Raw genomic sequence first — 23,095 nt, forward strand, 5'->3', positions numbered from 1 at the left:
TCTATAAGTCAGCACCGCCTCCACGACTCCCTTTACTATTGAATATGGCAGGCGGAAAAGGAATGAAAATAGAAGTCCTTCTTGCATAATCAGAAAATCCAGGTCGATCCTTCATAAGCTCTTCAAGCATAGATACCCCAGAGACTTTTAGAATCAAATAAGTCACTCCAATAGGAGATATGATCGTTGCCCAACCCAAGGGTAAGTCAATAACCATGATCCAAATACCCCACCACTGCAAAACTTCTCCAAAGTAATTGGGGTGTCGCGACCAACTCCAAAGCCCTTCGGTCATCAGTTTTCCCTTGTTCTTAGAATTGCGTTTGAATTTTCTCAGCTGCTCATCTGCAATCGCCTCAAAGAGAAAACCGGCTGCAGCAACAGTGAGGCCAAACCAACTGATCCAGGACAATGGTGCAGAAGAAGCTTCATCTATGGCTAGGAGAACCGGAGTTAAAAACAAATAGAGTATCAACGGCTGGAGAACAAAAACTTGCAGATAGGACCGCCAAAGCCAGTTCTCGCCCCAAGCCTTTCGCCAGTTGTTGTAGCGCACGTCTTCAGTTCTGTGAGAGAGGTTGCGCCAGCCCACATGCATAAAGAGTCGCACTGCCCATAGGGTCAAAAGGACAAGAACAGCTGTCGCCCTGTCGCTAAGAGACGAGAGTCCTTCAGGAGTTCCCCATATAGCGGCCGCTAAGGCGGTCAGTATAAAAGCCGGTCCCCAAAGGACGTCAGCCAAGTCGTTTTTCCTTAGCAAGAGAGCCGGTATAGAGACAACTTGAAACAAAACAATCACAACAATGAATCCAACTGACCAAACGTTCGCGATCACAAATCCCCCTCAATCATATTTGTACTCAATAACGACGTTTTGCATTTGATCCCGGTCATTAGTGATATTCGATAACCCTGAGAATTGAACAAGTCGTCGGTCCGATTTCCTGTACTTCAGGTCCAATGAAGACGTGAAAAGTCTTAGGAAGAAATTGTCGATGGAAAGTTTGAGGTAGATATATTCCTGATCCTCGCGATCCATTTTTAAAATGAACTTATAGTAATCGAGTTTTCCTGGAATAAAATAGACGATTGGGATTGTCTCCCGTTCTTTCACGAGATTTAGATTTTCAATCAGATAATAGTGTAAGCCTTGACAACCAACGAGCAGAGTTTCCCTCTGAAATTTACTTTCAAAAAATTCTGAGTTTTCAATTTTCCCATCTTTGCCCTTGCGCCACAGAGTTATCTTATCACCGGTAAACTTTATCCCGTGAGATAGACCAGTGCGAAGATCATAGTATTCATAGTCGGGGATAGTGACTCTATTCGAAAAGTCTGAACTCATCACTCCGATCAGGCGACCACTCGGATCAAGGTACTGACTCTTGGCCGTCTGAACTCGCTGATCTACAAATACAACATCATGATGCTCTTGATAGACATTCGTACCGTCCTTACTCTGAGCTTGGCTGGAATACCTTTCACGTTTCTCATCAGCCTGCACTCCCATTGAAATCAAAATCGCGGCAACTGTAACTGCAACTGCACCTGCACCTGCACCTGCACCTGCACCTGCACCTGTACCTGTACCTGTACCTGTAGCTGTAGCTGTAGCTGTAGCTGTAGCTGTAGCTGTAGCAATATGAAGCATGAACTAACCCCGCTTTCTAAACTAAAATGTAAATCGACAAAAACCCGCCGAAAATGAGACAGCTGACCCAATCAGATCAACCGCTTGTTCATATTTGCGGTCGCAACTCTTTATATCCACGTGCTAATTATATCAGAAGCAATAAATTTGTATAGAATTATCTATACAGACCGAAGATCTTGATGTAATATTGCAGAGGGTTCAAACGGGAGCCCAACAGGAGCATAGATACGATGGCCTTAGCTTAAACTCGAATTTCGTCGATTATTGGATCCGGGCTATGATCGGCTATTCCATAAATCCTTTCAAAGGTAAGATATGCTAAAGATAAGACAGTTTTTTGTGGCTTTAGTTCTATTTGCGGTTTTTGATTTTTTATGGCTTGGCTTTGTCATGAAGGATTTTAATATGCGACAGTTAGCCGAAATCGGGAGAATTGAAAACGGTATTTTTCAGATGTATTATCCAGCCGCTTTGGCCACATATTTTTTGATGGCATTGGCTGTGCCTCTTTATGTTTTGCCTAAATTGACGAAGCAGAACTCTCCGTTAAAAGTGTATTTTTCTGGCGCAATCTTGGGATTGATAATTTATGGCGTGTTTGACATGACGAATTTGGCGATTCTAAAAGACTACCCACTGGCCTTTGTTGCACCCGATATCGCATGGGGAACATTTGTCTTCGGCCTGGTGTCAGTATTAACCTTAAAATTGGTCAGGTGAAGATGAATATTTTTTCAGTAGCCTCAATCTGTAAAATAATTATTTTAATAATGCCACTGTATTCGGGAGTAACTATGGCCACCGAAGAACCAAAATATATTATAGAGTCCAAAAATGATCTGTACGAAGTGCGGAATTATGAAGCTACTTTAGTTGCGGAAACAAGGGTCGATGCGAACTTTGAGGAAGCGGGCAATCGGGCCTTCAAAATACTGGCTGACTATATTTTTGGCAACAATACGATTGAGACTAAAATCGAAATGACCGCGCCCGTTTCCCAATTGAAATCAAAGAAAATCGAAATGACTGCGCCGGTAAATTTAACCAAGAATGATACGGGCTTTTTAGTCCAATTCACCATGCCAGCCATATTCACCTTAGAGAATATACCCAAGCCCAATGATGAGAGAGTTCAAATTCGGGAGATTCCAAAGCGAAAAGTGGCGGTGTTCAGCTATTCGGGCTCGTGGTCTGAAGATCGCTATAAGGAAAAACTTGCAGAATTTCAGTCAGCTCTAGAAAGAGATCATGTCAAAACCTTAGGTGAACCGATTTTTGCTAGGTTTAATTCTCCATTTCAACTTTGGTTTTTAAGACGCAATGAAATTTGGGTTGAGGTCGTTCATTGAAACAGTCCCGCATTTGCCGAGAAAGCTTTTCATCAAGACACATCGAAACTGATTCTCATTCATTCGCGCTCATCTACACCCATCGACTCCAAACTCCCGACATCGCTTCTCGGCATTCTCAACCTGATCAGAAATTCTAAGCAGAAGCTTCTTCAAAATTCGCTCAATAGACAGATACCGTCCGCCGGCAACAAAGGGATCTAAGTAACCATTCAAAACGCCATCAATTGACTGAGGTTCCACAGTGCCTTCCATTCGCGTATCATTCACGAACCCAATCTTCCTTTTGTAGGATCTAGCAAAAGAGACCTTGGCCCCGGTATTTTCCAATTTAGCTACCTCACGTCTTCTTTGTTGGCGAGCCAGCTCCTTTTGCATCTCCTCCATTTGCTTCACTTTCGCCCGCAAAATCCTCAGAGCCACCTCTTTGTTTTGATGTTGCGAACGATGCTCTGAGATCACCACTTTAGTGCCAGTGCGAATATGAGTCACTCGCACCGCAGATTCTGTCTTATTGACGTTTTGCCCGCCCGGCCCACTTGATTTTTTGAGCGGTTCGATAGAAAATTCTTCATCTGTGAACCTCGTTGTATCTGCTACAGCCTGTGATGGATCGAAATATCCAGGCAACACAGTAACCAAAACATTTACGGTGGTTATTTTTTCTTCGTTCCCCTTCTTTACGGTAGCTCCGCGCAATTCGCCCATCGTGGCCATCAGTCTATGAAAACCAGATTCCCATTCTAAGGCTCGAAAGACCCCTGGGCCCTCGACTTTTATCACAACATTACTAAGACCCTGACTCGATCTACTAGAAGAGCTTTTGTGAATGGTCTCAGATGTGGAAATAACTTGTGTCTTCCACTTTTTCTTCTGGGCAAAATTAAGATACATGTTCTTAAGCAGGACAACAAAAGGATCAGAATTTGGGTCTTGCATACTGATTTCAATAAAGGCCAAATCCTGGTTTACGTCTGAGTGCCATGTGTTTTCCAGTTGGATAAGGCGATCCAAGATGGTATCCCAATATCTTCTCACAGAATCAACCCAGGTGTTGGATTCGTCACGAAACATAGAAATCAACTGTAGTGAATTCGCTCTTTCGCCTGCCCCCTGCACTTCTGCCATACCCGATAGACTGGCTTCCATATTACGTACTTCAGCCTCATTTCTTTCAATTTCATCAACTTGCCCTGCAATTTTCGTGAACGTATCCAAGAGAGCCAATTCAAAGAAGACTTCTGGATCGCCCGATTTCAAATGACTGTATTGAGACCTGTAGTTGACCCCTAGATCATTAATCGCTTCCCATTTTTCTTTGAGAGCCACCAAAACCTGAATAAGCAATTTCTGAGTAGATTCGGGCAACTGAGCTTCGCCAGATTTTAGCTTGTGACCAGTCAGAAAAAATCGGCAGGTGACGTTACTATGACCTATTCCTAAATCTTGCGCCTGAGCGAGGCCAACGTGCAAAAAAATGAGGTTGCAAAGTACCACCAAGAACAGAGAAAGTCTGATCCTGTCTCCGACCCGTATTGTGTACCCTGTCCGTTTTATCCGTCGAAAGGATGATTCTGAGGAATTCGCTTCACGGCACTTTGCTATAGGAGATAGAAATGGCTTCATCCGGGGACTGGCTTGCAAATTCAGTTCCACATTGCCAATTATCCTCGTTTCAACCAGGACCGACTGCGGGGCCTTTTAAAAATGCAGGCCTCCGCTTTGCTTCAATACACTGAGATCATTATTTTTTTCATTTGTGATTCAAATTCTGGCTGGCATTTTAGCAATAGGCCACCGGCTGCATTTATAGCAAAGTGCGGCACGGACAAGAGAAGATTCGGATGAGCAAAAGAAATATTTTTTCATTCAGATCCCCTAACACAATGTATATTTTACGCGATCCATCTTAGGGCGTATAAGGCGTATAATTGGGTCCGCCAGTTAGCGAGTGGAACTTCATTTCGAGGCAGGGGAAATGGCTGAAACGTCTGAGAACTCAAATTGCTCGAAACCTTAAAAACACGCGAAACGTTCGAAGACTATTCTAAGGTTCGAAGACTATTCTGCCGAAACCTCTGTTAACGCGAACAGCTTCCCTGGGTTGGTACCGTTATACCAAGAGCCCCTTTCATTCTCGCATACGGGACTTGACATCATTTTTTTTGGCTTCAAAATGTTGAGGTGGGGGTTTTTTGTGTCGAAAAATACTTTGGAAAAGAGAAGATTCCCATGACCCAAAATATTGTTCTTTCCCCGATCACAGTCGGATCTTTATTGCTTCCCAATCGGGTCATCATGGCGCCGCTGACTCGATGTCGAGCAAGTCAAAATCATATTCCAAATGAAATGATGGCCGAGTACTATTCCCAACGAGCGACAGCAGGATTGATCATTGCAGAGGCCACGATGGCGATGAAAGGGAACTCTTCTTTTATTGCAGAGCCGGGAATTTATTCTCAGGAGCAAGTTGACGGATGGAAGAAGGTAACAAAGGCAGTTCATCAAAATGGCGGAAGAATTTTCTTACAACTTTGGCATGGAGGGCGCGCATGTCATCCTATTTTGAATGAGGGCCAGGAATCTGTGGCCCCCTCGGCGATTGCTATTGAGAGCGATATTCAGACACTTCAAGGCAAAGTACCCCACGTTGTGCCGCGAGAACTCCGAGATGATGAAATTCCTGGCATTGTAGCTGGTTTTATATTTGCCGCACAAAACGCCAAGGACGCTGGGTTTGACGGAGTTGAAGTGCATGGAGCTAACGGATACCTTTTGGATGAGTTTTTGCGAGAATCATCCAATAAGAGATCTGGCCCCTATGGCGGCTCACTGCAAAACCGTGCTAAACTTTTGCTCGAAGTCACCGATGCAGTGACTGGCGTTTGGGGCGCGGGCCGCGTGGGCGTCCGTATATCTCCTCTAAACAGTTACAACAGCATGAAGGATTCAGATCCTCTGGGCTTGACCCTTTATGTTGCCCAGCAACTCAACCAGAGAAGAGTTGCTTATCTTCACCTCATGCGAGCGGACTTTTTGGGCAAGCAAAGTGGCGATGTTGTGACTTCCGCTCGCAAGGGATTCTCGGGCGTACTCATCGGAAACATGGGCTACACCCCTGCGGAAGCCCATGAAGCTATCAAACAAAATATCATTAATGCCGTCTCATTTGGGCATCATTATGTGAGCAATCCCGACCTTGTAGCTTGTATCGAAAAGGGCATTCCATTTGTAGAACCAGATGTTTCAACATTTTATACCCCAGGCCCCAAAGGCTATATAGACTACCCAAGAAGGGTGCCAACTGCCGATTCTGATCATGTTCGTCTTTAGGGGGTGAACCAGTGAATATCGCCCTTATCCTCGCTGGACTTTTTCTATCTTTGATTATTGCCTTTATTGCGGGCATGGTATTTCTTCCTGAACTCTTCGGAATTTCAAAGAAATCAAAACCAGCTGAAGAGGAGAGCGAAGACAAAGACAAAGACAAATTGTGAGTCGTATTTTTTTGGTCCAATCAAATATCACCTCTCAAACCAAGAGTGAGAGAGTGAATCCAGGCGTAGTTAAAGACCTTGTCATTGTCAGCACCACCTTCGACCGTACGATAGCCTCCAAATAGTACAAACTGAGAATTCGTAACGGGCCGTTCAATAAACAGAGCGAGGTCAATCGCCCTTCCCTGTGGGGCCGCAAGAGCATCAACATCAAAACGAAACAAAAAGTTGTCAGATAAGCTTCTGGATGCTTGAAAGTTGATTAAGGGAACAAAACCTAAATTGCTTTTAGCCGCCACCAAGCTTCCTTGCGAGAGAGTGACTTCAGCATCGCGGATTTTTGCCGTAAATCCCCACCGAATATCCCAATCGCCTCCTTTCTCAAGGCCGTAGGAATACGTCAAGCGATAGGAGTTAAATTGGTAATAGCCCTCGGTTTCAACACCTGCCTGAAAGACGGAGTCATCAAAAACCGTAGTCTTCTTAAGTCTTGCACTCTCGCGTATTGAAAAAGGGGCATACAGAGCACGCAACTCGTGCCGTTCCCAGCGATTCCCAAGATAGATCCGATAACTCGCAAACGGGCCTTTTCCAAATTCAGTAAATGAAAAATCTGTTCCACCTTTTCCTGGAATTCTTTGGTCATTCTGTGTTTGAACTGTCGATGCAAACTCAAGGGTGTAAAAATATTTGGCCGCTGCGCAATTACCAAAAAATGTACTGGCTATTAAAAATGCGATCCTCTTCATCTCCTAATTTCCTCCGCTAAAAAAATAAACGAGATTATTCTCTTGAAATTCTGTTGGCAAATTATTCGATCTCGGATCTTCTAATAGCGAAGACTTGATAAAGTACTGAGTCATCGGTCGGACCTCCTGAGAATTAATTGAAAATTCGATCGGTAAAAATTGTACGTCCAATAACTCATCAGCTTGAACAATAATCAGCGAATCATCTGAGCGCTGCACGCGAAATACCCAATAGAACCTGTCCGTCCTCGATAAGCAAACATCCTACTCCCAATGTTGAAGTGGGATTCAATTTGAACCTCGCTTGTACATCTGAAGAAAGCGCATTTTTTGGTGCGAATGAACAACAATCGGCTCAGGATAGTCTCTTCCAATTTTAAAGGATTTGATTGGCTGTTGCGGCGCCCCTAAAGACAGACAATGTATTTCTGAGGGAGAAAGGGATTTGAGCTCCGGCACCCATTGCTTTATATACTTACATTCTGGATCAAACTTCTTCGATTGCAGTACTGGATTGAATATTCGAAAGTAAGGTTGGGCATCGCATCCTGTTGAAGCACACCATTGCCAGCCACCATTATTTGCAGCTAAATCAAAATCCAAAAGCTTTTCTGCAAAATAAGCTTCACCCTTCCTCCAGTCCACGAGTAAGTCCTTAACCAAAAAAGAGGCCGTGATCATTCTCAAGCGATTGTGCATCCATCCAGTCTGATTCAACTGCCTCATCCCCGCATCGACAATCGGAAATCCCGTTCGACCTTCACACCAAGCTTTAAAATTTGCCCGACTTCCCTCCCAAACGATTTTGTCGCAATCCCTCTTAAATGAACCCTGGACAACATACGGATAGCGATCAAGAATCATTTGATAGAAATCCCGCCATATCAACTCCGATAACCAAATCGCAGTCCCCCGATTCGGGCTTTTGAAACATAGACGGACACATTCTCGAATTGAAATGGTCCCAAACCTAAGGTGCACAGACAATCCCGAGGTGCCTTGACTCAATCCCGGAAAATCGCGGGTTTTGTGATACTCAGGCAAACCAGAGGCCCATTTATTTAAACACCCAACTCCATTTTTTCTGCCTGGCCTATGGGACCGAACTAAAATCGATGATCTTTCAAATCCCAGGTCTTCAAGTCTCGGAATAACTGGGAGAGATGAAATATTTCCGGACGCTAGAAATTTCCGCTTATCCCCCTTTTTTGGAAGATAATCGCTGGGTGTTAATCTCTTCAGCCACGCGTTCTTGTAGGGAGTGTACATCTTGTAAGGGCTGCCATCGGATTTATTCAGCTCAGGTCCAGAAAATATAACATGGTCTTTAAGGGAAAATCCCTTGATATTCTCCTCTTTCAAGAATTTAAGAACTGCATTGTCTCGTAATTTTGCGGATGGCTCATAGTCCTCATTAAAAAATACAGCATTGGCCTTCATTTTTTTTGCCACTTTAGGGACCTCAACCTCTGGGTCGCCAATCAGAACAATTAAGCCTGATCCCAGTTTCTTCAGTTGATTGTCAATTTCTCGAATTGAGTCGGAAATGAAAGATACCCTGGGATCTGATTTTGATTTTAGCTTGCCCAGGATCTGGGAATCAAAAACAAAGATCACGGCGATTCGATTGGATTCAGAACAGGCCTTGCTCAGCGCCTGATGATCCTCAAGTCGAAGATCACGTCTGAGCCAAACGAGACTCAAATCATAGTCCATCTCTTTCCTTTTGATTAAAAACTAGTGTCGAATACTTCTACTTCGGATTTCCGTCTTGAACCGTAGTTTATCGCAATATATTTCTATTGTATAGATTGTTGTATACAATAAGATAGGATATGGTAGCATTATCCGATGGGCAATGGCATAGAAACATATAAGATACGGCAAGTCGTTGACCTTACCGGAGTGAGTGAATTTTTACTGCGCGCCTGGGAAGACCGTTACTCGGCGATTAAGCCGGCACGTTCTAAAACAGGACGTCGCCTTTATACCCAAAACGATGTTCTAAAGGTACGGGCCCTGTTCTCGCTGACCCAGATGGGACATCGGGTGGGAGATATCGCTGAATTGAGCTTGAGTGAGCTCAATCAGATGCTCAATCAAAATCTTGGAGAAAGAAGTTCTGCAAATCCGAAATTGAGCCCTTTCGTGAAGGAAATAATGACTAAAGCCAAGCAATTCGCCTGGCAAGATGTGCGCAATTTGATATTGGAAAATCACAAAATAGGGACACAGAAAAGAGAAACACCTAAGCCATTAAGTTGGGTAAACTGCCTCATCGTACCCCTCCTCTCTGAGATCTCTCAGCAGGCGGATTCCGGTCACCTCTCAATTGCAGAGGAGCATATTCTATCTGCCATCATCAAAGAAAGCTTGGCCTTTAAGTTTGATAGAAAATCACCAAGAAATAAGAACGGGCCACGCATCATTTTCGCCGCTCCTGAGGGAGATTATCATGACATCGGGATTGCAATTGGCTTTTACATCGCAGGCAGTCTGGGCGCTAACACTCTTTTTCTTGGAGCGCACATGCCAAAGACTGAGCTCGCGGCGGTCTGCGTTCGATACAAAGCGACGCATTTGGTTCTCAGTTCCACATCCGACAGGAAGGACGGGGCAAAGGATCAGTACCTAAAATACTTAAATTTTTTGGATCGTAATTTGAATACCAAAGTTACGCTTTGGTTGGCCGGGAGGAATTCTCAGAAATATATGGTTTCATTGAAGCGGCCATTTCGAATCATTGAGTCTTTCGATGCCTTCGAAGCAGAAGTGAGAGCAGAAGACAGAAAATATCTTGGTTGACTTGAATTACATAAAAATGACTTTCATTTACAGGCGACCCCGGGCCTGAGCCGGCACCCGCACCACAAGCCGCAAGTTTCAGGAATCAAGGCGAGGAATTGACACTAAGAATCAATAGGTCTTGTCATATAGCAATTGCATTTTACTTCTGCGCTAGCTATAAGGACCTGTGAGAACAAGGTTGTTTTTTTTTCATTGCTGCTCTCGTTTTCTGTTTTCACTCAATTTTCATTTTGTCCCACTTGCACTTTCAATCTGGCGCCAAACACTCGCTTGAAAGCGAATGTCTGCTTTGCACACTCATTCATACTTCCTCAAGCGCAGATACGCCAAAAATTGATTCGATTCAAACTAACACTATTAAACACTTCGCAAATTTTAAATACGACTCTTCTCTCTTCCTTGAATTTGAGAACGAAAATGAATTCGCTCGTGGACCACCTCGTCCAGATATTTCTCATTTCTCACTAAATTAGGAATTTCACAATTTCAAATCTAATTTGAATATTTGATCGTTATCGATCGGAGGGTCTCTATGAAGCAACTCATTTCATTTATTATTCTACTTTCCTGCTCTTTCAGTCATGCCCAAGGCAGAGCGAATCCAGATGTCAGCGTTAATTTTCTCGGACTCTATCTAAATGGAAGCGGGGTCTCCAGCGACCCGCAGGAGCCAGCACATAAAGGCTTTTCTCTGCAAGAGGCTGAACTCCAATTCATGTCTGACGTAGATTCATATTTGCGGGCCAGTGCCCTCTTTTCTGTGGGTCAAGAGGCTGGCGGCGAATATTCCATCGATCCAGAGGAAGTTTTTCTTGAGACAATATCGCTTCCAAAAATCACACTACGTGCTGGTAAATTTAAGATGGCGTTTGGCAAACACAACCAACTTCACACACATGCTTTCCCTTTTATTGATGCGCCTCTGATTCTCCAAAAATTGGTTGGTGATGAAGGACTCAACGAAAGTGGAATTTCGGCTTCCCTGCTCTTGCCTGCTTCTTGGTATTCTGAATTGACGCTCCAGGCTTTTAGTCTGACAAATGAAGAACTCTACGGCAGCACGGATTCGAACCACACAGGCGGACTCGTTCACTTCAAAAATTTATGGGATTTAACGGACGATCTCACACTGGAATTTGGCCTTTCAAGTACACAGGGCAAAAATGAACTGAATGAAATTGCCGAGCTTACTGGTGCAGACCTCACTCTCAAGTGGCGTCCAGCCAAAGGCGGAAAGTACAAGGCTTTTATTTGGTCCACAGAATATTTGGATGGTCGTCGACCTGGCCGATTGTTTGACCCAGCCGATTCTAACTCCCCATCTATTGCTGAACTCGCCGGATATGCGTCTTGGGTCCAATACCAATTTGCTCAGCGCTGGTGGGCCCAAGCGCGCTATGAAGTCCTGGGCACGACCCACTCCGAAGGAATACCTAAACAAAATAAGCAGAGTTATTTGGTTGGCTTCTTTCCCACTGAGTTTTCCGGGTTCCGGCTTCAATATGATCACCTCGAGACATCTGGAAACGATAGACATGAGGACACCCTTGGATTGCAGTACAACGTCACCATTGGCGCTCACCCCGCACATTCCTACTAATCATTCTTAAGAAGGAGATGTCAGTGAAACAAATCTTTTTGGTTACAATTCTTTTGCTTTTTTTCTCGCCATTGGCTTTTGCAAAATTAAATGTGGTCACAACTATTAGTGATTTACGAGCTGTCGCTGAAGAGGTTGGTGGAGAACACGTTTCTGTTGAGGGCATCGCAAAGGGCACTCAGGATCCTCACTTCATCGAGGCAAAGCCTTCTTTTATGATTAAAGTGAGCCGGGCAGATCTCTTGGTTTCTGTGGGGCTTGATTTGGAAGTTGGCTGGCTGCCCAGTCTCATGCAAGGAGCACGAAATCCAAAAATTGCAAAGGGTAAAAGTGGATTCCTCGAGGTCGGTTCACTCGTTCAGCCGATCGAAGTGACGACTGGTAAAGTTTCACGGGCAGCAGGAGACGTCCACCCGCTGGGCAATCCACATGTCACTCTCGATCCGAAGAGGCTTGGAGATATTGCAGTTATTATTTCCAAAAGACTTGGTGAACTCGATCCCGGGAATGCTGTTCAATATGAGAGAAACGCAAAGTCTTTGCAATCGCGTTTAATAACGAAAAGCGCAGACTGGAAGGCACGGATCGAGAGGTCTGGAATTAAGAAAATTGTGTCCTATCACAAAACCTTATCCTACTTCTTTGATCGATTTCAAATCTCCAACGAAGTAATACTTGAACCTAAACCAGGGCTACCCCCCACCTCTGGTCACATTCTGAATGTGATAGATCTGATGAAAAATCAAAAGATCTCACTTATCTTGGTCGAAAACTATTTTGACCCTACTGTAACTAATAAGATTGTGAAGGAGCTTCCAAATATCAGAATAGAAACTGTGGCCGTTGCCGTTGATGGATCACCTCAAGTGAAAACAATTGATGATCTCTTTGAGAAATTGGTTGCGTCCATCGAGGGTAAAAATTAGGGAGTAGTTTCTGATGCAGCACGATTGGATCCAGGTATTTCACTTTTTAGCGGCGCCATTTGCTATGTGTCTTATTCTTGCTGGGATTCATTGCTACCTAGGCCTTCACGTTTTGGCTAGAGGTGTTATCTTTGTTGATTTAAGTTTAGCGCAAGTCGCCGCCTTTGGCGCAACTCTCGCCATTTATTTTGGATTTGATCACCACTCGCCTGCCACTTACCTGACTTCTCTCGGCTGCACATTTTGTGCAGCCGCATTGTTTGCAATCGCTCGAAAACATGAGAAGCAGTTCTCACAGGAAGCCATCATTGGGATCGTGTATGCTCTGGCTTCTGCTACGATCGTTCTTGTCGTCGACAAAATTGCACATGGTGCTGAACACATCAAAGATATCTTGGTCGGGCAAGTTCTTTGGGTCACCTGGCCAGATGTATTTAAGACAGGACTCATTTATTTGGCCGTTTCGATGATTCACTATATTTTTCGTCGCCAACTTTTGGCCGCTTCGTTTCATGGTTCCAATAATATTTCAGGTTTTTGGGACTTCTTGTTTTATGCCCTTTTTGGTGTCGTTATTACTTCTTCAGTAAGCGTGGCCGGGGTGCTACAGGTCTTCGCTTATTTAATAGTTCCATCTGTCGTCGGTTCTCTTCTGTTCAAAACCATTCGTTCCCGTCTTCTATTTGGTTGGACCCTTGGATTTGTCTTGAGCTTTTCATGCCTCTGGCTCAGTTACATCTGGGATCTTCCGGCCGGCGCATTTATTGTCGTCTGTTTTTCGTCATTGCCAATCCTGATGCTTGTGGGAAAAATCATTCATCGCGGAAAGGCCTCCGAACAGGAATAATCGTGCGCGTAGGAGCAATCATCCGCATAGGAACGATCATCGGCATAGGAACAATCCGGAGATGAATACAGGGATAATAACAAGATAAAAATTTGTCGGAAATCGCAACTAAAAATTATTTTCTATTTACTGCTGGCTGCGATGCCATCAAACATCAAACCTACAGTAAAATAGGTCCCAGTAAGATCTATTGTGTTAAGACTGTTCACTGTTCCAGTACTCTTAAAGCCATTTACCTCATTGGATTCAACTCCGCCTTCCACAACAAAATAAAATTTATTGTAACCAATCGCCACAGATCCTCCATAGCTGGAGTAGGGACTCGCAAACCAGGCATTGGTATCCTTTCGAGTCAACTCTCCATCTTGTGTAGCAGTCTTGATCTTGTAGGTTGTGTTGGTACCACCGAATCCAGCAAAGACATCTATTCGAAGGATGTTCGTTTTAAGAAATGGAACTCGCACCACGGCCAAAGCCGAATCCTGATCAATCTGAGACTCGAATTCAGTTGACGAAACCGAGATTAATTCATCTCGCGAAATATTGCGCTTGGTGTAGCGAAGCCCAACATCGACATATTTAAGAACAGGATATAAAATTTCGACGCCGACCTGTGGCATTGAATCCACTTCCTTTAATCCTTGAGTGTTCAACTCCGCGTTGACGTTTACTGGATCGACAACAGTTGATCCGATAAATACTCGCCCTTGAACAGGGACGTTGTGAGCCGAGGCCACATCTGCCGAGATGATCATCAAAAGAAAAGTCAGAAGGGAAATATAATGAAAACGAACCATTGCCACAGGCTCCTTCAATAAGATGTTCGCTTGAACATCTAAACTCTAGGCATACATGAGGTTTGACGCAAGTCCAGAGCGAGTCAGGTCGAGAGCCCATCAGGTCCAGAGCCCGTCAGGTCGAGGGCGCTTCAAGTCTAGACTCATTTGCAAACCGTCCGGCCTCGACTATTTAATAATATGAAATGAGAGAAACAAAAATCCTAGCAGGGGAGGTATCGCTTGCAGTAATGCAGCCGCACGCAATCGGGGGACCGAAAGCCAAAGTACGCACCCGGAAACTATCATGGAGACGCCACAAAAACTCGTTAAAACACCTGCAAGCATGATTTGCTTCTGCATAACAAAATAAAGTCCAGTCAGCGTACCCACACTGAGATACAAATTATAAAAGCCCTGATTTAAAGCCCAAACTTTTTGAATTTGATGGTCACGTTCAGAAATACCCAATTTTTCATGAAATCCTCGACGCTGATAGAGAATTGCCTCGAAGAAAAAGAAACCAAAATGAATGAGAGCCGCAATACCAAAAAGAAAAAAGCTGATCCACTCCACTTTCATAGAATCGACCAAAACATGAATTGAATCAAATTTCAAGACTTCGTTTGAGTTCCATTACGCGGCTCAATTACCTGGCCCAAATTACCCGGCTCCATTACCCGACTCCATTACCCGACTCAATTACCCGACTTACTTTCTCGACTCACTTCGCTTCCCTGGCGTGAGCGGCCCAACTGGTCCAGATCCTCATGAACTAACTGCACCATTGTGGCCCACTGGCTTGCGCCGACGTGATCCTCGTCAATGACCATGTGATAGGCATGTCGCTCATCGAGGGGCAAGGCCTGGATTTCGATAAATTTAAAATTTGGAAAAAAAGTCTGAGTGAGTTCCTTCACTCCCTGGGCATTTACCACGAGATCGCGAGGATCAATAAAAATAACTCCCTTGAGAGGAATATCTCTTTTGACACTGAGCTCTTTGTCAAACTCTGAAAGTATATCAAAAACAGAAAAAGTCGGCATCAATCCGATGAAATCAAAATGACGATATTTTAAAGGAATACCGCTTGGAACAAGAACTCTACTCGGCCAAACCGCTCGAACAGTGTCTACAGCCCAAGAGGGAATATGAACCGAAAGCGCAGGTGAAAATCCGATGTAGTAGTCACAATGGATGTTCTGAGAGATATGCCTTTCCAAGAGAATCAGGCCGCCGAGCGAAAATCCGACGCATAAAAAAGGCCTCGCCAGTCCCCTTGACCAAATCTCAACCTGCTTATTCCACGCCTCTCTCTGCAGCGAAAAAACTGATTCCGGATCGGCCTTGTGCCCAATCAAACGCGGAGCGAGAACATTGTACCCCGCACTCTGTAGCAATCGAGCAATCGGCCTCATTCCCTCCGCATCGAAGTTCAGTCCGTGAAGAACGAGGGCTGAACCAATCGGATTATTTGCGGACATGACGACATCTTCCGTCCTCTTAGCGTGGAGTGACTGCTCAGATAGCGATCTCGTCAAACCTCCGATATAGGCACTGATTCCCCAACCCCTGAAGGCAAAAAATCCCAATACACCACCAGTCAGGAGCAAAATGGCCAGGTATTTCATATAGATAACACTATATTCGAACAAGTACCTCCTTACAACTGCCTCTCTTGATTGCGTTTCCAGTCCAAGTCTTGTCAAGAAATCTCCACACCTCCTTTAAACTGGATTCACACACCTCTGGTAAATGAGTCAGACTTGCTACAATTGGATTCACGGAGGTCTGCCTTGAATAACGATAAGGAAAAGTTGGTCGTTCTAGTGACCGGATGTAGCTCGGGAATTGGGTTCGCCCTTGCTCAAGAGCTCCACTGATTGAATTCCTTTCGAGTGGTGGTTACCGCGCGCCCGACCTCAGTTCATCGCTTGCGGCAGGTATTTACAGAAAATGAAAATTTTATCATTAAAGAATTGGATGTTAGGTCTGAGACAAGTCGGGGTGCCATCGTTTCCGATGTCTATAGGAAATGGAAGTCCATTGACGTGATTATCAATAACGCGGGGATTTCCTATCGCTCAGTCATGGAACATATGGATGCGACTTCAGAACTCCATCAAATCGAAACCAACTACATTGGGCCGATAGACCTTATCCGTCGCATTATCCCTTCAATGAGGGAGAAGGGGTTTGGACGAATTATTAATGTTTCCTCGGTCAGCGGATTTGTCGCAATGCCAACAATGGCCTCCTATACGGCTTCAAAACACGCTCTTGAGGGAGCCTCAGAATCTCTTTGGCACGAGTTAAAGCCCTTTGGAATACATGTCAGTCTCGTCCAGCCTGGCTTCGTCAACTCAGAGTCCTACAAAAAAGTATACCTCACAAAAACGGCGACTTTGAGCCAAGAACTCGAGGGTCCGTATTCCGACTATTACCATCACATGGCACCATTTATAGAGAAACTCATGCTGCTCTCTCAGAGGAGTCCGCAAGATATCGCAAAAAAAATTGTAGGACTCATCCTCAAGCGAAATCCGCGTCTCTTCATCCCAGCAACTCCTGACGCATTACTTTTTGGTTGTCTGAAAAAAATGATTCCAAGACGTGTTTTTCATTTGCTGATGTTTTGGCTACTACCCAATTCAAAGCGGTGGGCCACAAATCATCAATCGCTATCTAAAACCGGACTGCTCGCCTTTCCTCCGGCGAGCAAATCTTAAAAATGAGAGAGTGCTAAGTACGGCCTGGCTCGACGACAACTGAATAACCGACACCCTTGATGGTAACCAGACCAACCCTTGAGCCTTTGATTTTACGTCTGAGATTTGCAATATGAGTGTCAACGGTTCTGTCAGTTATGCATGTCCCTGGCCACACAGTATCCAGAATTTTCTCCCGGCTAAACACAATCTCTTGTCTTCTTGATAAAAGATCTAGAATTCTCGTTTCTATGAGAGTCAATTGCAAGTCCACCCTTGCTCCCCCTTTATCTAGAAACACCTTGTATTTCGCGAAATCAATTATCAGATCACCAACGCGCCTTATTTCACCCTGGGCCATATCTCTCCTGCTCTTTTCGATTTTAGAAAAAAGCCTCGCCCTGAGTTCAAGCGGTTCAAATGGTTTCATAATAAAGTCGTCGGCTCCCAGGCTAAATGCCGTAACCTTGTGAGAAATGGAAGGTTCTCCCGTGAGAAAAACGATTGGAATATCCTTTAGAAGCCCCTTAGAAATATTATTGAAAATAAAATCAATCCCGTTTCCATCCGGCAACTCAATGTCTACGAGAATGGCATCGAATTGGAACGAAAGTAATGCCCTTTCCGCCTCCTTAATTCTCTCCACAACCAAAAGATCAATGCCTGGTAGGGTGCCCCGGACAAGCACGTGGTAAACAGGGTCATCCTCAATATACAATATTCGGGCACGCATCTCGCCACCATATTTGGTCTGCTCAGACTCGTCAAATTCATATGGAGAAAACTTCATGCTGGCTCCATTCCCAATTAAACTTAGCCCCTTAAGCTCGCGACGGGACGTCATCAAAACAAGCGAAAAGGCCGGCCATCATGCAGCAAAAAGAAGATTTTTCAATGCCGACAATTCCTTCGACGGAGAATCTAGAGCCCGAAGCCAGCTCACTGTCGCCTGTGAAAATCCTGATCGTCGAGGATGATTTTACCTTTGAGCCTATATGGGAATTCATTTTTTCCTCGCTGGGAGTGCCTGTTCAATATAAATGGGCGATTAGCTACACTGAAGCCGCGCAATTGATGGTGCACACTCTCACTCAGGAGCCATTATTTCATATTGTTATCTCAGACATTTTTTTGTCAGGACCGGAGTCGGGCTTGGATCTTTGGAAAAAATTCGCAAAACATTTTCCTAAAACCTTCCTGTTGATCTCTCGATCAGAAGAATCTAAGGTGCGGAAGCACACGGATGATCATGCTGATTTTTCTCCCACTTATATCCGGAAGCCTTTGGAGCCTCATTCTTGTATCCAGATTTTAAAGGAAATGATTGGAATGATATCAGTTGCTAATAAGGATTCTAGAACTTGAACTTTAAAAAGGGATTCTTGTGGAAGTTTGTCTTATTTTTTGGAATGGGTGCACTCGCCCTGATCTCGATACAATTGCAGCGTGAAAACTCAAGCGCCAGGGAATTAATCAACAGAAGGTACGAAGCTCTAAAGAAGCAACAACTATTGAGTTCAATTGTCTCCGAATTGAGAACCTGGGAGCCATTCCTCAAGCTTGTCACCTCCCACAGAGAGAACTCTTTCTCTTCATTGGATTTCTTGAAAGATTCGACAAAAAAAATTGATTCCCATTTCCAGACGCTAAATTCTTTGGAATCAAATAGTGCAGAAGAAAATACCTTGTTTCATTCCCTCAGAAACGAATGGATCGAAAAGTCATTAACGATTCAATCACTTCAAACTCTTGACTCTGTAGGCCAAATTAACTTAGCTAAAATCGGGTTTTTGATTGATCATTTAAGTAACTTTAATAGAGAAATTGTTGAGGCTGTCCATCCGATAGTCCTCTCTGAGTCTTCATTTGTTGAAAGGCATATCGACTGGCTTTTTTATGGATCTTTGTCTTTGACCCTGCTTTCAGGCCTCATTCTTCTTAATGACCACAGATTAATGCGCGCAGATCTCCTTTCGCTCAAAAAGTCTAAAAGTGAAACTTTGCGGTCGTCGAATCTAAAAACCCAATTTCTTGCTACGATGAGCCATGAAATTAGAACACCACTCAATGGGATTGTTGCTTTGTCTGACCTCCTTATCAAGAGGCAAGATGAGAAACCTGATCCACAGTTTCTCCAGACAATATCTGATTCTGGCAGGACTCTGATGAGAATTGTAGATGATATTCTTGAATTCTCCAAGTTTGAGGCTGGCATGGTGGACATCAAGAGCAAGGATTTTGACTTGAAAAAGCTCATCGAGGGTATTTTAAATGGACTGAATCCAAAAGCCGAAGCCAAGGGAATTTACTTGGTCTCAAAATTTCGGCCTGAATTTCCAGTAATGGTAAACGGAGACAGGGAAAGGCTAGCTCAGATCTTGTTCAATATAATTGGAAACGCGATTAAATTTACAAGTACGGGAGGTGTTATCCTCACGGTCGAAAGACTCAAAAAAGAAGTGCAGGAATTCAGGTTTGCAATCCAAGACACAGGCATTGGCATGACACCCGACCAAACTGCAAAGATCTTTCAACCCTTTGTCCAATTTGAGAAATCCGGCACATCTGGCGAACCCGGATGCGGACTAGGTCTCTGTATCAGCCAGAAGCTTGTCCAAGCTATGGGTGGAGAACTCAAAATCTTTTCAAAAGTTCAAAGTGGAACCGAGATAAATTTCGAAATCCCACTGAAAGCAGCCAAGGTGACTGTTGCCCCTACCTCAAAAGTGAAGAAAATTAAAAAAATAAAGGGAGAAGCAGAGTCACTGGATCAGAATGGCCGAGATTTGATTTTGGTTGCTGAAGATGTGAAGTCAAATCAAATTGTCGTTTCAGCGATCTTGAAGGAGTTGGGTTTTCAGTCCGTTATTGCCACAAATGGAAGCGAGGCCCTTTCTTTGATTATTCAAAAAGGAAAATCATTTTCTATGGTCCTTATGGATTGCCAGATGCCTGAGATGGATGGATTTGAAGCAACCAAAAGGATAAGAAAGCTTGGAAATCACTTTATTCCTGTATTGGCAATGACTGCTGACGTAAGTACTCAAAACAAAATCGCATGTATGAATTCAGGAATGGATGAAGTGATTTCGAAACCAATTTCTTTGGAACACGTAAAGAACCGATTGGATCGCTACTTGAGTTCTGCGAGCGAGGCGACGCTACCGATGGCGCTGGAATCTCTCAGTGAGAAAATAGGGAAGGTGGCTACAAGTAAGGTATTGAAATTCTATTTGAAAAGCCTCAGGGAGGTTTTGTCTTTTGAAAATACCTATGAGCAATACAAGGACCTGACTGAACTAACACGGCTTGGGCACAAGCTCAAGTCATCCTCATATACGGTTGGAGCCATAGAATTGGGAAAGGCATTCGAAAGACTGGAATCCTGTGATGACTTCGATTCGGCCATCGGGTTTTTCAATGAGGATATCCGACCACTTATTTATAAAACTCACAGAGAGATGAGTTCCTTATCTCTAAATTCCACACGTGAGAAGAAAACGATCCCTCTGAGTTCCTACAAGAATATTGAAGCACAGGCCAGCCATTTTGGAGGATAAGAGCCGAAGTGAAATACCGACAGCACCCTTAAAAAATTAAAAGTAGTCTGTTCCCTTGACTACTTGAGAGCTGCTAGAAGGATACGGAGCAATTGATCGGCAAATGTTTCAGCCGATGGCAGGACGGCGTATCGTTTGAACATGAGAGAAAAATAGTTTTTTTCTTTTTTATCGATAGTGAGGGCGTAAGGGAATATACCAATTTCCTCCGCTTCCAGACATGCCTTACGCACGTCGTTTAGTCCATGTGTGCCCTCATAGTGATCGAGGTCCGTTGGTTTGCCATCAGTTAGAATGAGTAGAATCTTTTTCCGCGATCTATTTAGCCTCAAAATCTCAACGCTATGACGAATCGATGGCCCCAAGCGAGTGTATCCCTGTGGCGTTATCGACTTACCAACCTGATAAAAATCCCGCCATGAATTTTCAAAATTCTTGTAGACATGGTAATCGCAATGATGACGGGTGGCACTCCACGTACCCGCAACCATAACATCTCTGATTATTTCCTCGAATAGAAGTCCCGCAAGTCCAATTGACTCTAAAATAATATCAAGAACACGCAAATCTCCAATCCAAGAATCGGTCGATAAGGATTGATCAAATAGAACCAGCACAGACACGTCTGACATCAATTTTCTCTTTGTGGCGTAAAAGCGTCCGTCATCAGCACTCTTGGTTTTCAAATTCACTAAATAGCGAATGACAGCATCTTCGTCGAGCTCAACACCATCTTTCTGACGTCGCTGCCAAAGTGGCTCATTCACGACACTTTGTATGAGACGTCTCCACTCTTGCAATTTGGATTGTCTCCTTCTTTTATTCTTGCTTGAAACGATTGATCATCTGACGGCGCAATCGGAATTCTATTCAGAAAGATGCGACAGTGGTTTTCTAAATATCGACCACTGCTATGACTCCATTCTCGATACACCCTTTCTTTCGCCAAACTGGAAATGCCTGTCCTGAGCGATTGGCGTTGAAAAAGTACAATACTGTCTGCCTTGTACACTGACTTGGCCGTTTCGCCACCAAGGGTCACTTGTTTCATTTCAAGTTCCTCGAGAGCATTGGCATGAGACTCAATTTCATCATCACCAGAATCAAATCGATATCCGCCTTGATAATCGTCTAAGGTCTCTATTTTCTCAAATGAATGAGAGACTGGATTCGCATTTTTTTTCTGCTCTTCCAAAGAAATATTTTTTGTCGGATCGATCGCTGCTTTCTCCTTTTCGGTGCCCTTGGGACGCTGACCGTCCAAAGCCTGATTTTCATCGACCTCGACAGAACCAGTGGAGAAAGCCTGGCACAAAAATGGTACTGTCATCGCGACAAAGGCAGGAACAGCCTCGTTGACTCTGAAGCCCTCCCTCTTTTTAACAGAAAATGGAGGATGAGGCGTCCGAGTCGTCAAGGCCGAGCGCCAATACAAATAGAGATCCTGAAACTGAGTCAACTTATAGTCCGGACACTCCTTTAATAGGTGCGAAATAAACTCATTTTCAAAACTCGCAAACCCAGGAAATTGATTGTCCAAAAAAATATTCACATCAACTGAACGAGACAAAAAATCGATCCTCCCTTCCAAAGGCGAAATGGTCTTCATTTTTGAAACAAGATTTAATCTTTTTGATGCACAGGATTTTAATACCAAATAAAGGTAGGCCTTTCGGTTGAGGGCTGCGTCTGAAAATTGACCGACCCATTCGGGCAAAAACAAATGCCCCTCAGCGAAACCCACAAAAGTTCGGGCTGGAATAAGTTGAACGGGCTCACCCGTCCCCAAAATCACCTGAGCAACCGTCTTAAGGTAAGCTTCCTGTTTTGAAAACTCGACAGTCGACGGCTGACGTCTTCGTCGCTGAGATGGCGAAGTCCAATATTTCTGAAAAATCTTTTCAAGAAGATCCACTATAGACTCAGGTTGATCATGTCTTTCAACGCATCAACAACAAGACCATCATCTGATAGAGATTCCGCAATTGCGGCATGGCAAGCTCGTCGTGGATTCATACCATCCACGATAAGACGGCAAGAGTTAACCATCAGGCGCGTAGAAAGGGTCTCTTTGAGGTTATGTTCTTTCATCTTCCGAACATTCTGGGCTAGCAGGCACATGGCTTTTGCGACTTTAAACTCAACACCCGTCAACTGAACCAAAAGATTGGCTTCCTTTTCTAAGGGTAAATAGCTCATGCTGATATTAACAAAGCGTTGTCGCGTGGAAGGTTTCAACTCCTTCAAACCCCGTTGATAACCGGGGTTAAAGCTTGCAACAAACATAAACCGAGAAGGAGCGACCACCACCTCGCTTATTTTATCCAGGTACACTTCGCGACGATGGTCAGTTAAAGGATGGATCGCAACAACCACGTCTTCACGAGCCTCTGCTATCTCATCGAGGTACAAAATTGCCCCCGTTCGAACAGCCTGGGTGACGGGACCGTCCTGCCACACCGTTTCCCCACCTTTAATTAAAAACCTACCCAGAAGATCAGCCGAGTTCGTATCCTCATTACAGGCCACTTTTACGATTGGAAGGTCCAGATGATCCGCCATAAACTCGACAAGTCGAGATTTACCACATCCCGTTGGACCTTTTATCATCACGGGCAACT

Annotated in this window: 23 protein-coding genes and 1 pseudogene; 11 read left to right on the forward strand and 13 right to left on the reverse strand. The window is 44.2% G+C overall.

The features are described from left to right. Window position 1 precedes the first annotated feature (1 nt). Window positions 2-835 (reverse strand): DUF1295 domain-containing protein, encoded by an 834-nt coding sequence (locus IPJ71_12720; GenBank protein ID MBK7844534.1) that lies wholly within the window; start codon window positions 833-835, stop codon window positions 2-4. 9 nt (window positions 836-844) lie between these two features. Continuing rightward, complete coding sequence (locus tag IPJ71_12725) at window positions 845-1,651, reverse strand: hypothetical protein (protein MBK7844535.1); 807 nt, start codon at window positions 1,649-1,651, stop codon at window positions 845-847. Between the two features lie 342 nt (window positions 1,652-1,993). On the opposite strand from IPJ71_12725, the gene IPJ71_12730 reads away from it, so the two are divergent. Both IPJ71_12730 and IPJ71_12735 read left to right on the forward strand, forming a co-directional pair. Beyond that, window positions 1,994-2,374 carry a DUF2177 family protein gene (locus tag IPJ71_12730; protein ID MBK7844536.1) on the forward strand — a complete coding sequence of 127 codons (381 nt, stop codon included), beginning with the start codon at window positions 1,994-1,996 and terminating at the stop codon, window positions 2,372-2,374. 74 nt (window positions 2,375-2,448) lie between these two features. Then, window positions 2,449-3,003: a heme-binding protein gene (locus IPJ71_12735; GenBank protein MBK7844537.1), complete on the forward strand. Its 555-nt coding sequence runs from the start codon at window positions 2,449-2,451 to the stop codon at window positions 3,001-3,003. A gap of 69 nt (window positions 3,004-3,072) precedes the next feature. Here the strand turns inward: IPJ71_12735 and IPJ71_12740 are convergent, their stop codons facing one another. Further along, a complete protein-coding gene (locus IPJ71_12740; protein ID MBK7844538.1) occupies window positions 3,073-4,629 on the reverse strand; it encodes a PCRF domain-containing protein in 1,557 nt (518 codons plus the stop codon). 606 nt (window positions 4,630-5,235) lie between these two features. On the opposite strand from IPJ71_12740, the gene IPJ71_12745 reads away from it, so the two are divergent. Both IPJ71_12745 and IPJ71_12750 read left to right on the forward strand, forming a co-directional pair. Next, window positions 5,236-6,336 carry an alkene reductase gene (locus tag IPJ71_12745; protein ID MBK7844539.1) on the forward strand — a complete coding sequence of 367 codons (1,101 nt, stop codon included), beginning with the start codon at window positions 5,236-5,238 and terminating at the stop codon, window positions 6,334-6,336. An 11-nt stretch (window positions 6,337-6,347) separates the two neighbouring features. Then, entirely contained in the window at window positions 6,348-6,500 is a 153-nt protein-coding gene (locus IPJ71_12750) for a hypothetical protein (GenBank protein MBK7844540.1), read from the forward strand. Window positions 6,501-6,520: 20 nt separating this feature from the next. Here IPJ71_12750 and IPJ71_12755 read toward each other — a convergent pair whose 3' ends face one another. From IPJ71_12755 to IPJ71_12765, 3 genes are all read right to left on the reverse strand, one after another. Further along, complete coding sequence (locus IPJ71_12755; protein ID MBK7844541.1) at window positions 6,521-7,249, reverse strand: hypothetical protein; 729 nt, start codon at window positions 7,247-7,249, stop codon at window positions 6,521-6,523. Between the two features lie 3 nt (window positions 7,250-7,252). Further along, window positions 7,253-7,468 carry a hypothetical protein gene (locus IPJ71_12760; protein MBK7844542.1) on the reverse strand — a complete coding sequence of 72 codons (216 nt, stop codon included), beginning with the start codon at window positions 7,466-7,468 and terminating at the stop codon, window positions 7,253-7,255. A 69-nt stretch (window positions 7,469-7,537) separates the two neighbouring features. Next, window positions 7,538-8,965, reverse strand: coding sequence for a deoxyribodipyrimidine photo-lyase (locus IPJ71_12765; protein ID MBK7844543.1), 1,428 nt, complete (start codon window positions 8,963-8,965; stop codon window positions 7,538-7,540). Window positions 8,966-9,100: 135 nt separating this feature from the next. On the opposite strand from IPJ71_12765, the gene IPJ71_12770 reads away from it, so the two are divergent. The 4 genes from IPJ71_12770 (at window position 9,101) to IPJ71_12785 (ending at window position 13,430) form a co-directional block, all read left to right on the forward strand. After that, window positions 9,101-10,054: a MerR family transcriptional regulator gene (locus IPJ71_12770; GenBank protein ID MBK7844544.1), complete on the forward strand. Its 954-nt coding sequence runs from the start codon at window positions 9,101-9,103 to the stop codon at window positions 10,052-10,054. Between the two features lie 535 nt (window positions 10,055-10,589). Next, window positions 10,590-11,657, forward strand: a complete 1,068-nt coding sequence (locus IPJ71_12775; GenBank protein ID MBK7844545.1) for a hypothetical protein — start codon at window positions 10,590-10,592, stop codon at window positions 11,655-11,657. 23 nt (window positions 11,658-11,680) lie between these two features. Next, window positions 11,681-12,583 carry a zinc ABC transporter substrate-binding protein gene (locus tag IPJ71_12780; protein ID MBK7844546.1) on the forward strand — a complete coding sequence of 301 codons (903 nt, stop codon included), beginning with the start codon at window positions 11,681-11,683 and terminating at the stop codon, window positions 12,581-12,583. Between the two features lie 13 nt (window positions 12,584-12,596). Further along, window positions 12,597-13,430: a metal ABC transporter permease gene (locus tag IPJ71_12785; GenBank protein MBK7844547.1), complete on the forward strand. Its 834-nt coding sequence runs from the start codon at window positions 12,597-12,599 to the stop codon at window positions 13,428-13,430. Between the two features lie 122 nt (window positions 13,431-13,552). On the opposite strand, the gene IPJ71_12790 is transcribed toward IPJ71_12785, so the two are convergent. The 3 genes from IPJ71_12790 to IPJ71_12800 form a co-directional block, all read right to left on the reverse strand. Next, the gene (locus tag IPJ71_12790; protein ID MBK7844548.1) at window positions 13,553-14,227 is read right to left on the reverse strand and encodes a hypothetical protein; all 675 of its coding nucleotides are present in this window, start codon (window positions 14,225-14,227) and stop codon (window positions 13,553-13,555) included. Window positions 14,228-14,395: 168 nt separating this feature from the next. Continuing rightward, window positions 14,396-14,824 (reverse strand): DUF1304 domain-containing protein, encoded by a 429-nt coding sequence (locus IPJ71_12795; GenBank protein MBK7844549.1) that lies wholly within the window; start codon window positions 14,822-14,824, stop codon window positions 14,396-14,398. Window positions 14,825-14,904: 80 nt separating this feature from the next. Further along, window positions 14,905-15,837 carry a hypothetical protein gene (locus IPJ71_12800; GenBank protein MBK7844550.1) on the reverse strand — a complete coding sequence of 311 codons (933 nt, stop codon included), beginning with the start codon at window positions 15,835-15,837 and terminating at the stop codon, window positions 14,905-14,907. Window positions 15,838-15,972: 135 nt separating this feature from the next. On the opposite strand from IPJ71_12800, the pseudogene IPJ71_12805 reads away from it, so the two are divergent. Then, window positions 15,973-16,935 (forward strand): annotated as a pseudogene (locus tag IPJ71_12805) (SDR family oxidoreductase). 13 nt (window positions 16,936-16,948) lie between these two features. Here IPJ71_12805 and IPJ71_12810 read toward each other — a convergent pair. Continuing rightward, window positions 16,949-17,704: a response regulator transcription factor gene (locus tag IPJ71_12810; protein MBK7844551.1), complete on the reverse strand. Its 756-nt coding sequence runs from the start codon at window positions 17,702-17,704 to the stop codon at window positions 16,949-16,951. A gap of 80 nt (window positions 17,705-17,784) precedes the next feature. On the opposite strand from IPJ71_12810, the gene IPJ71_12815 reads away from it, so the two are divergent. Further along, window positions 17,785-18,279 carry a response regulator gene (locus tag IPJ71_12815; GenBank protein MBK7844552.1) on the forward strand — a complete coding sequence of 165 codons (495 nt, stop codon included), beginning with the start codon at window positions 17,785-17,787 and terminating at the stop codon, window positions 18,277-18,279. 44 nt (window positions 18,280-18,323) lie between these two features. Next, window positions 18,324-20,474: a response regulator gene (locus IPJ71_12820; GenBank protein ID MBK7844553.1), complete on the forward strand. Its 2,151-nt coding sequence runs from the start codon at window positions 18,324-18,326 to the stop codon at window positions 20,472-20,474. Between the two features lie 59 nt (window positions 20,475-20,533). On the opposite strand, the gene IPJ71_12825 is transcribed toward IPJ71_12820, so the two are convergent. Genes IPJ71_12825 through IPJ71_12835 form a run of 3 tightly spaced genes read right to left on the reverse strand, consistent with a single transcriptional unit; the run spans window position 20,534 to window position 23,084 of the window. Continuing rightward, a complete protein-coding gene (locus IPJ71_12825; GenBank protein MBK7844554.1) occupies window positions 20,534-21,274 on the reverse strand; it encodes a hypothetical protein in 741 nt (246 codons plus the stop codon). Beyond that, complete coding sequence (locus IPJ71_12830) at window positions 21,238-22,389, reverse strand: hypothetical protein (protein MBK7844555.1); 1,152 nt, start codon at window positions 22,387-22,389, stop codon at window positions 21,238-21,240. Before IPJ71_12830 ends, IPJ71_12825 begins: the two co-directional genes overlap by 37 nt. Then, a complete protein-coding gene (locus IPJ71_12835; GenBank protein MBK7844556.1) occupies window positions 22,389-23,084 on the reverse strand; it encodes a CbbQ/NirQ/NorQ/GpvN family protein in 696 nt (231 codons plus the stop codon). Before IPJ71_12835 ends, IPJ71_12830 begins: the two co-directional genes overlap by 1 nt. Between the last annotated feature and the right edge of the window lie 11 nt (window positions 23,085-23,095).

This window comes from Bdellovibrionales bacterium (assembly GCA_016714165.1).
GTDB lineage: Bacteria > Bdellovibrionota > Bdellovibrionia > Bdellovibrionales > UBA1609 > JADJVA01.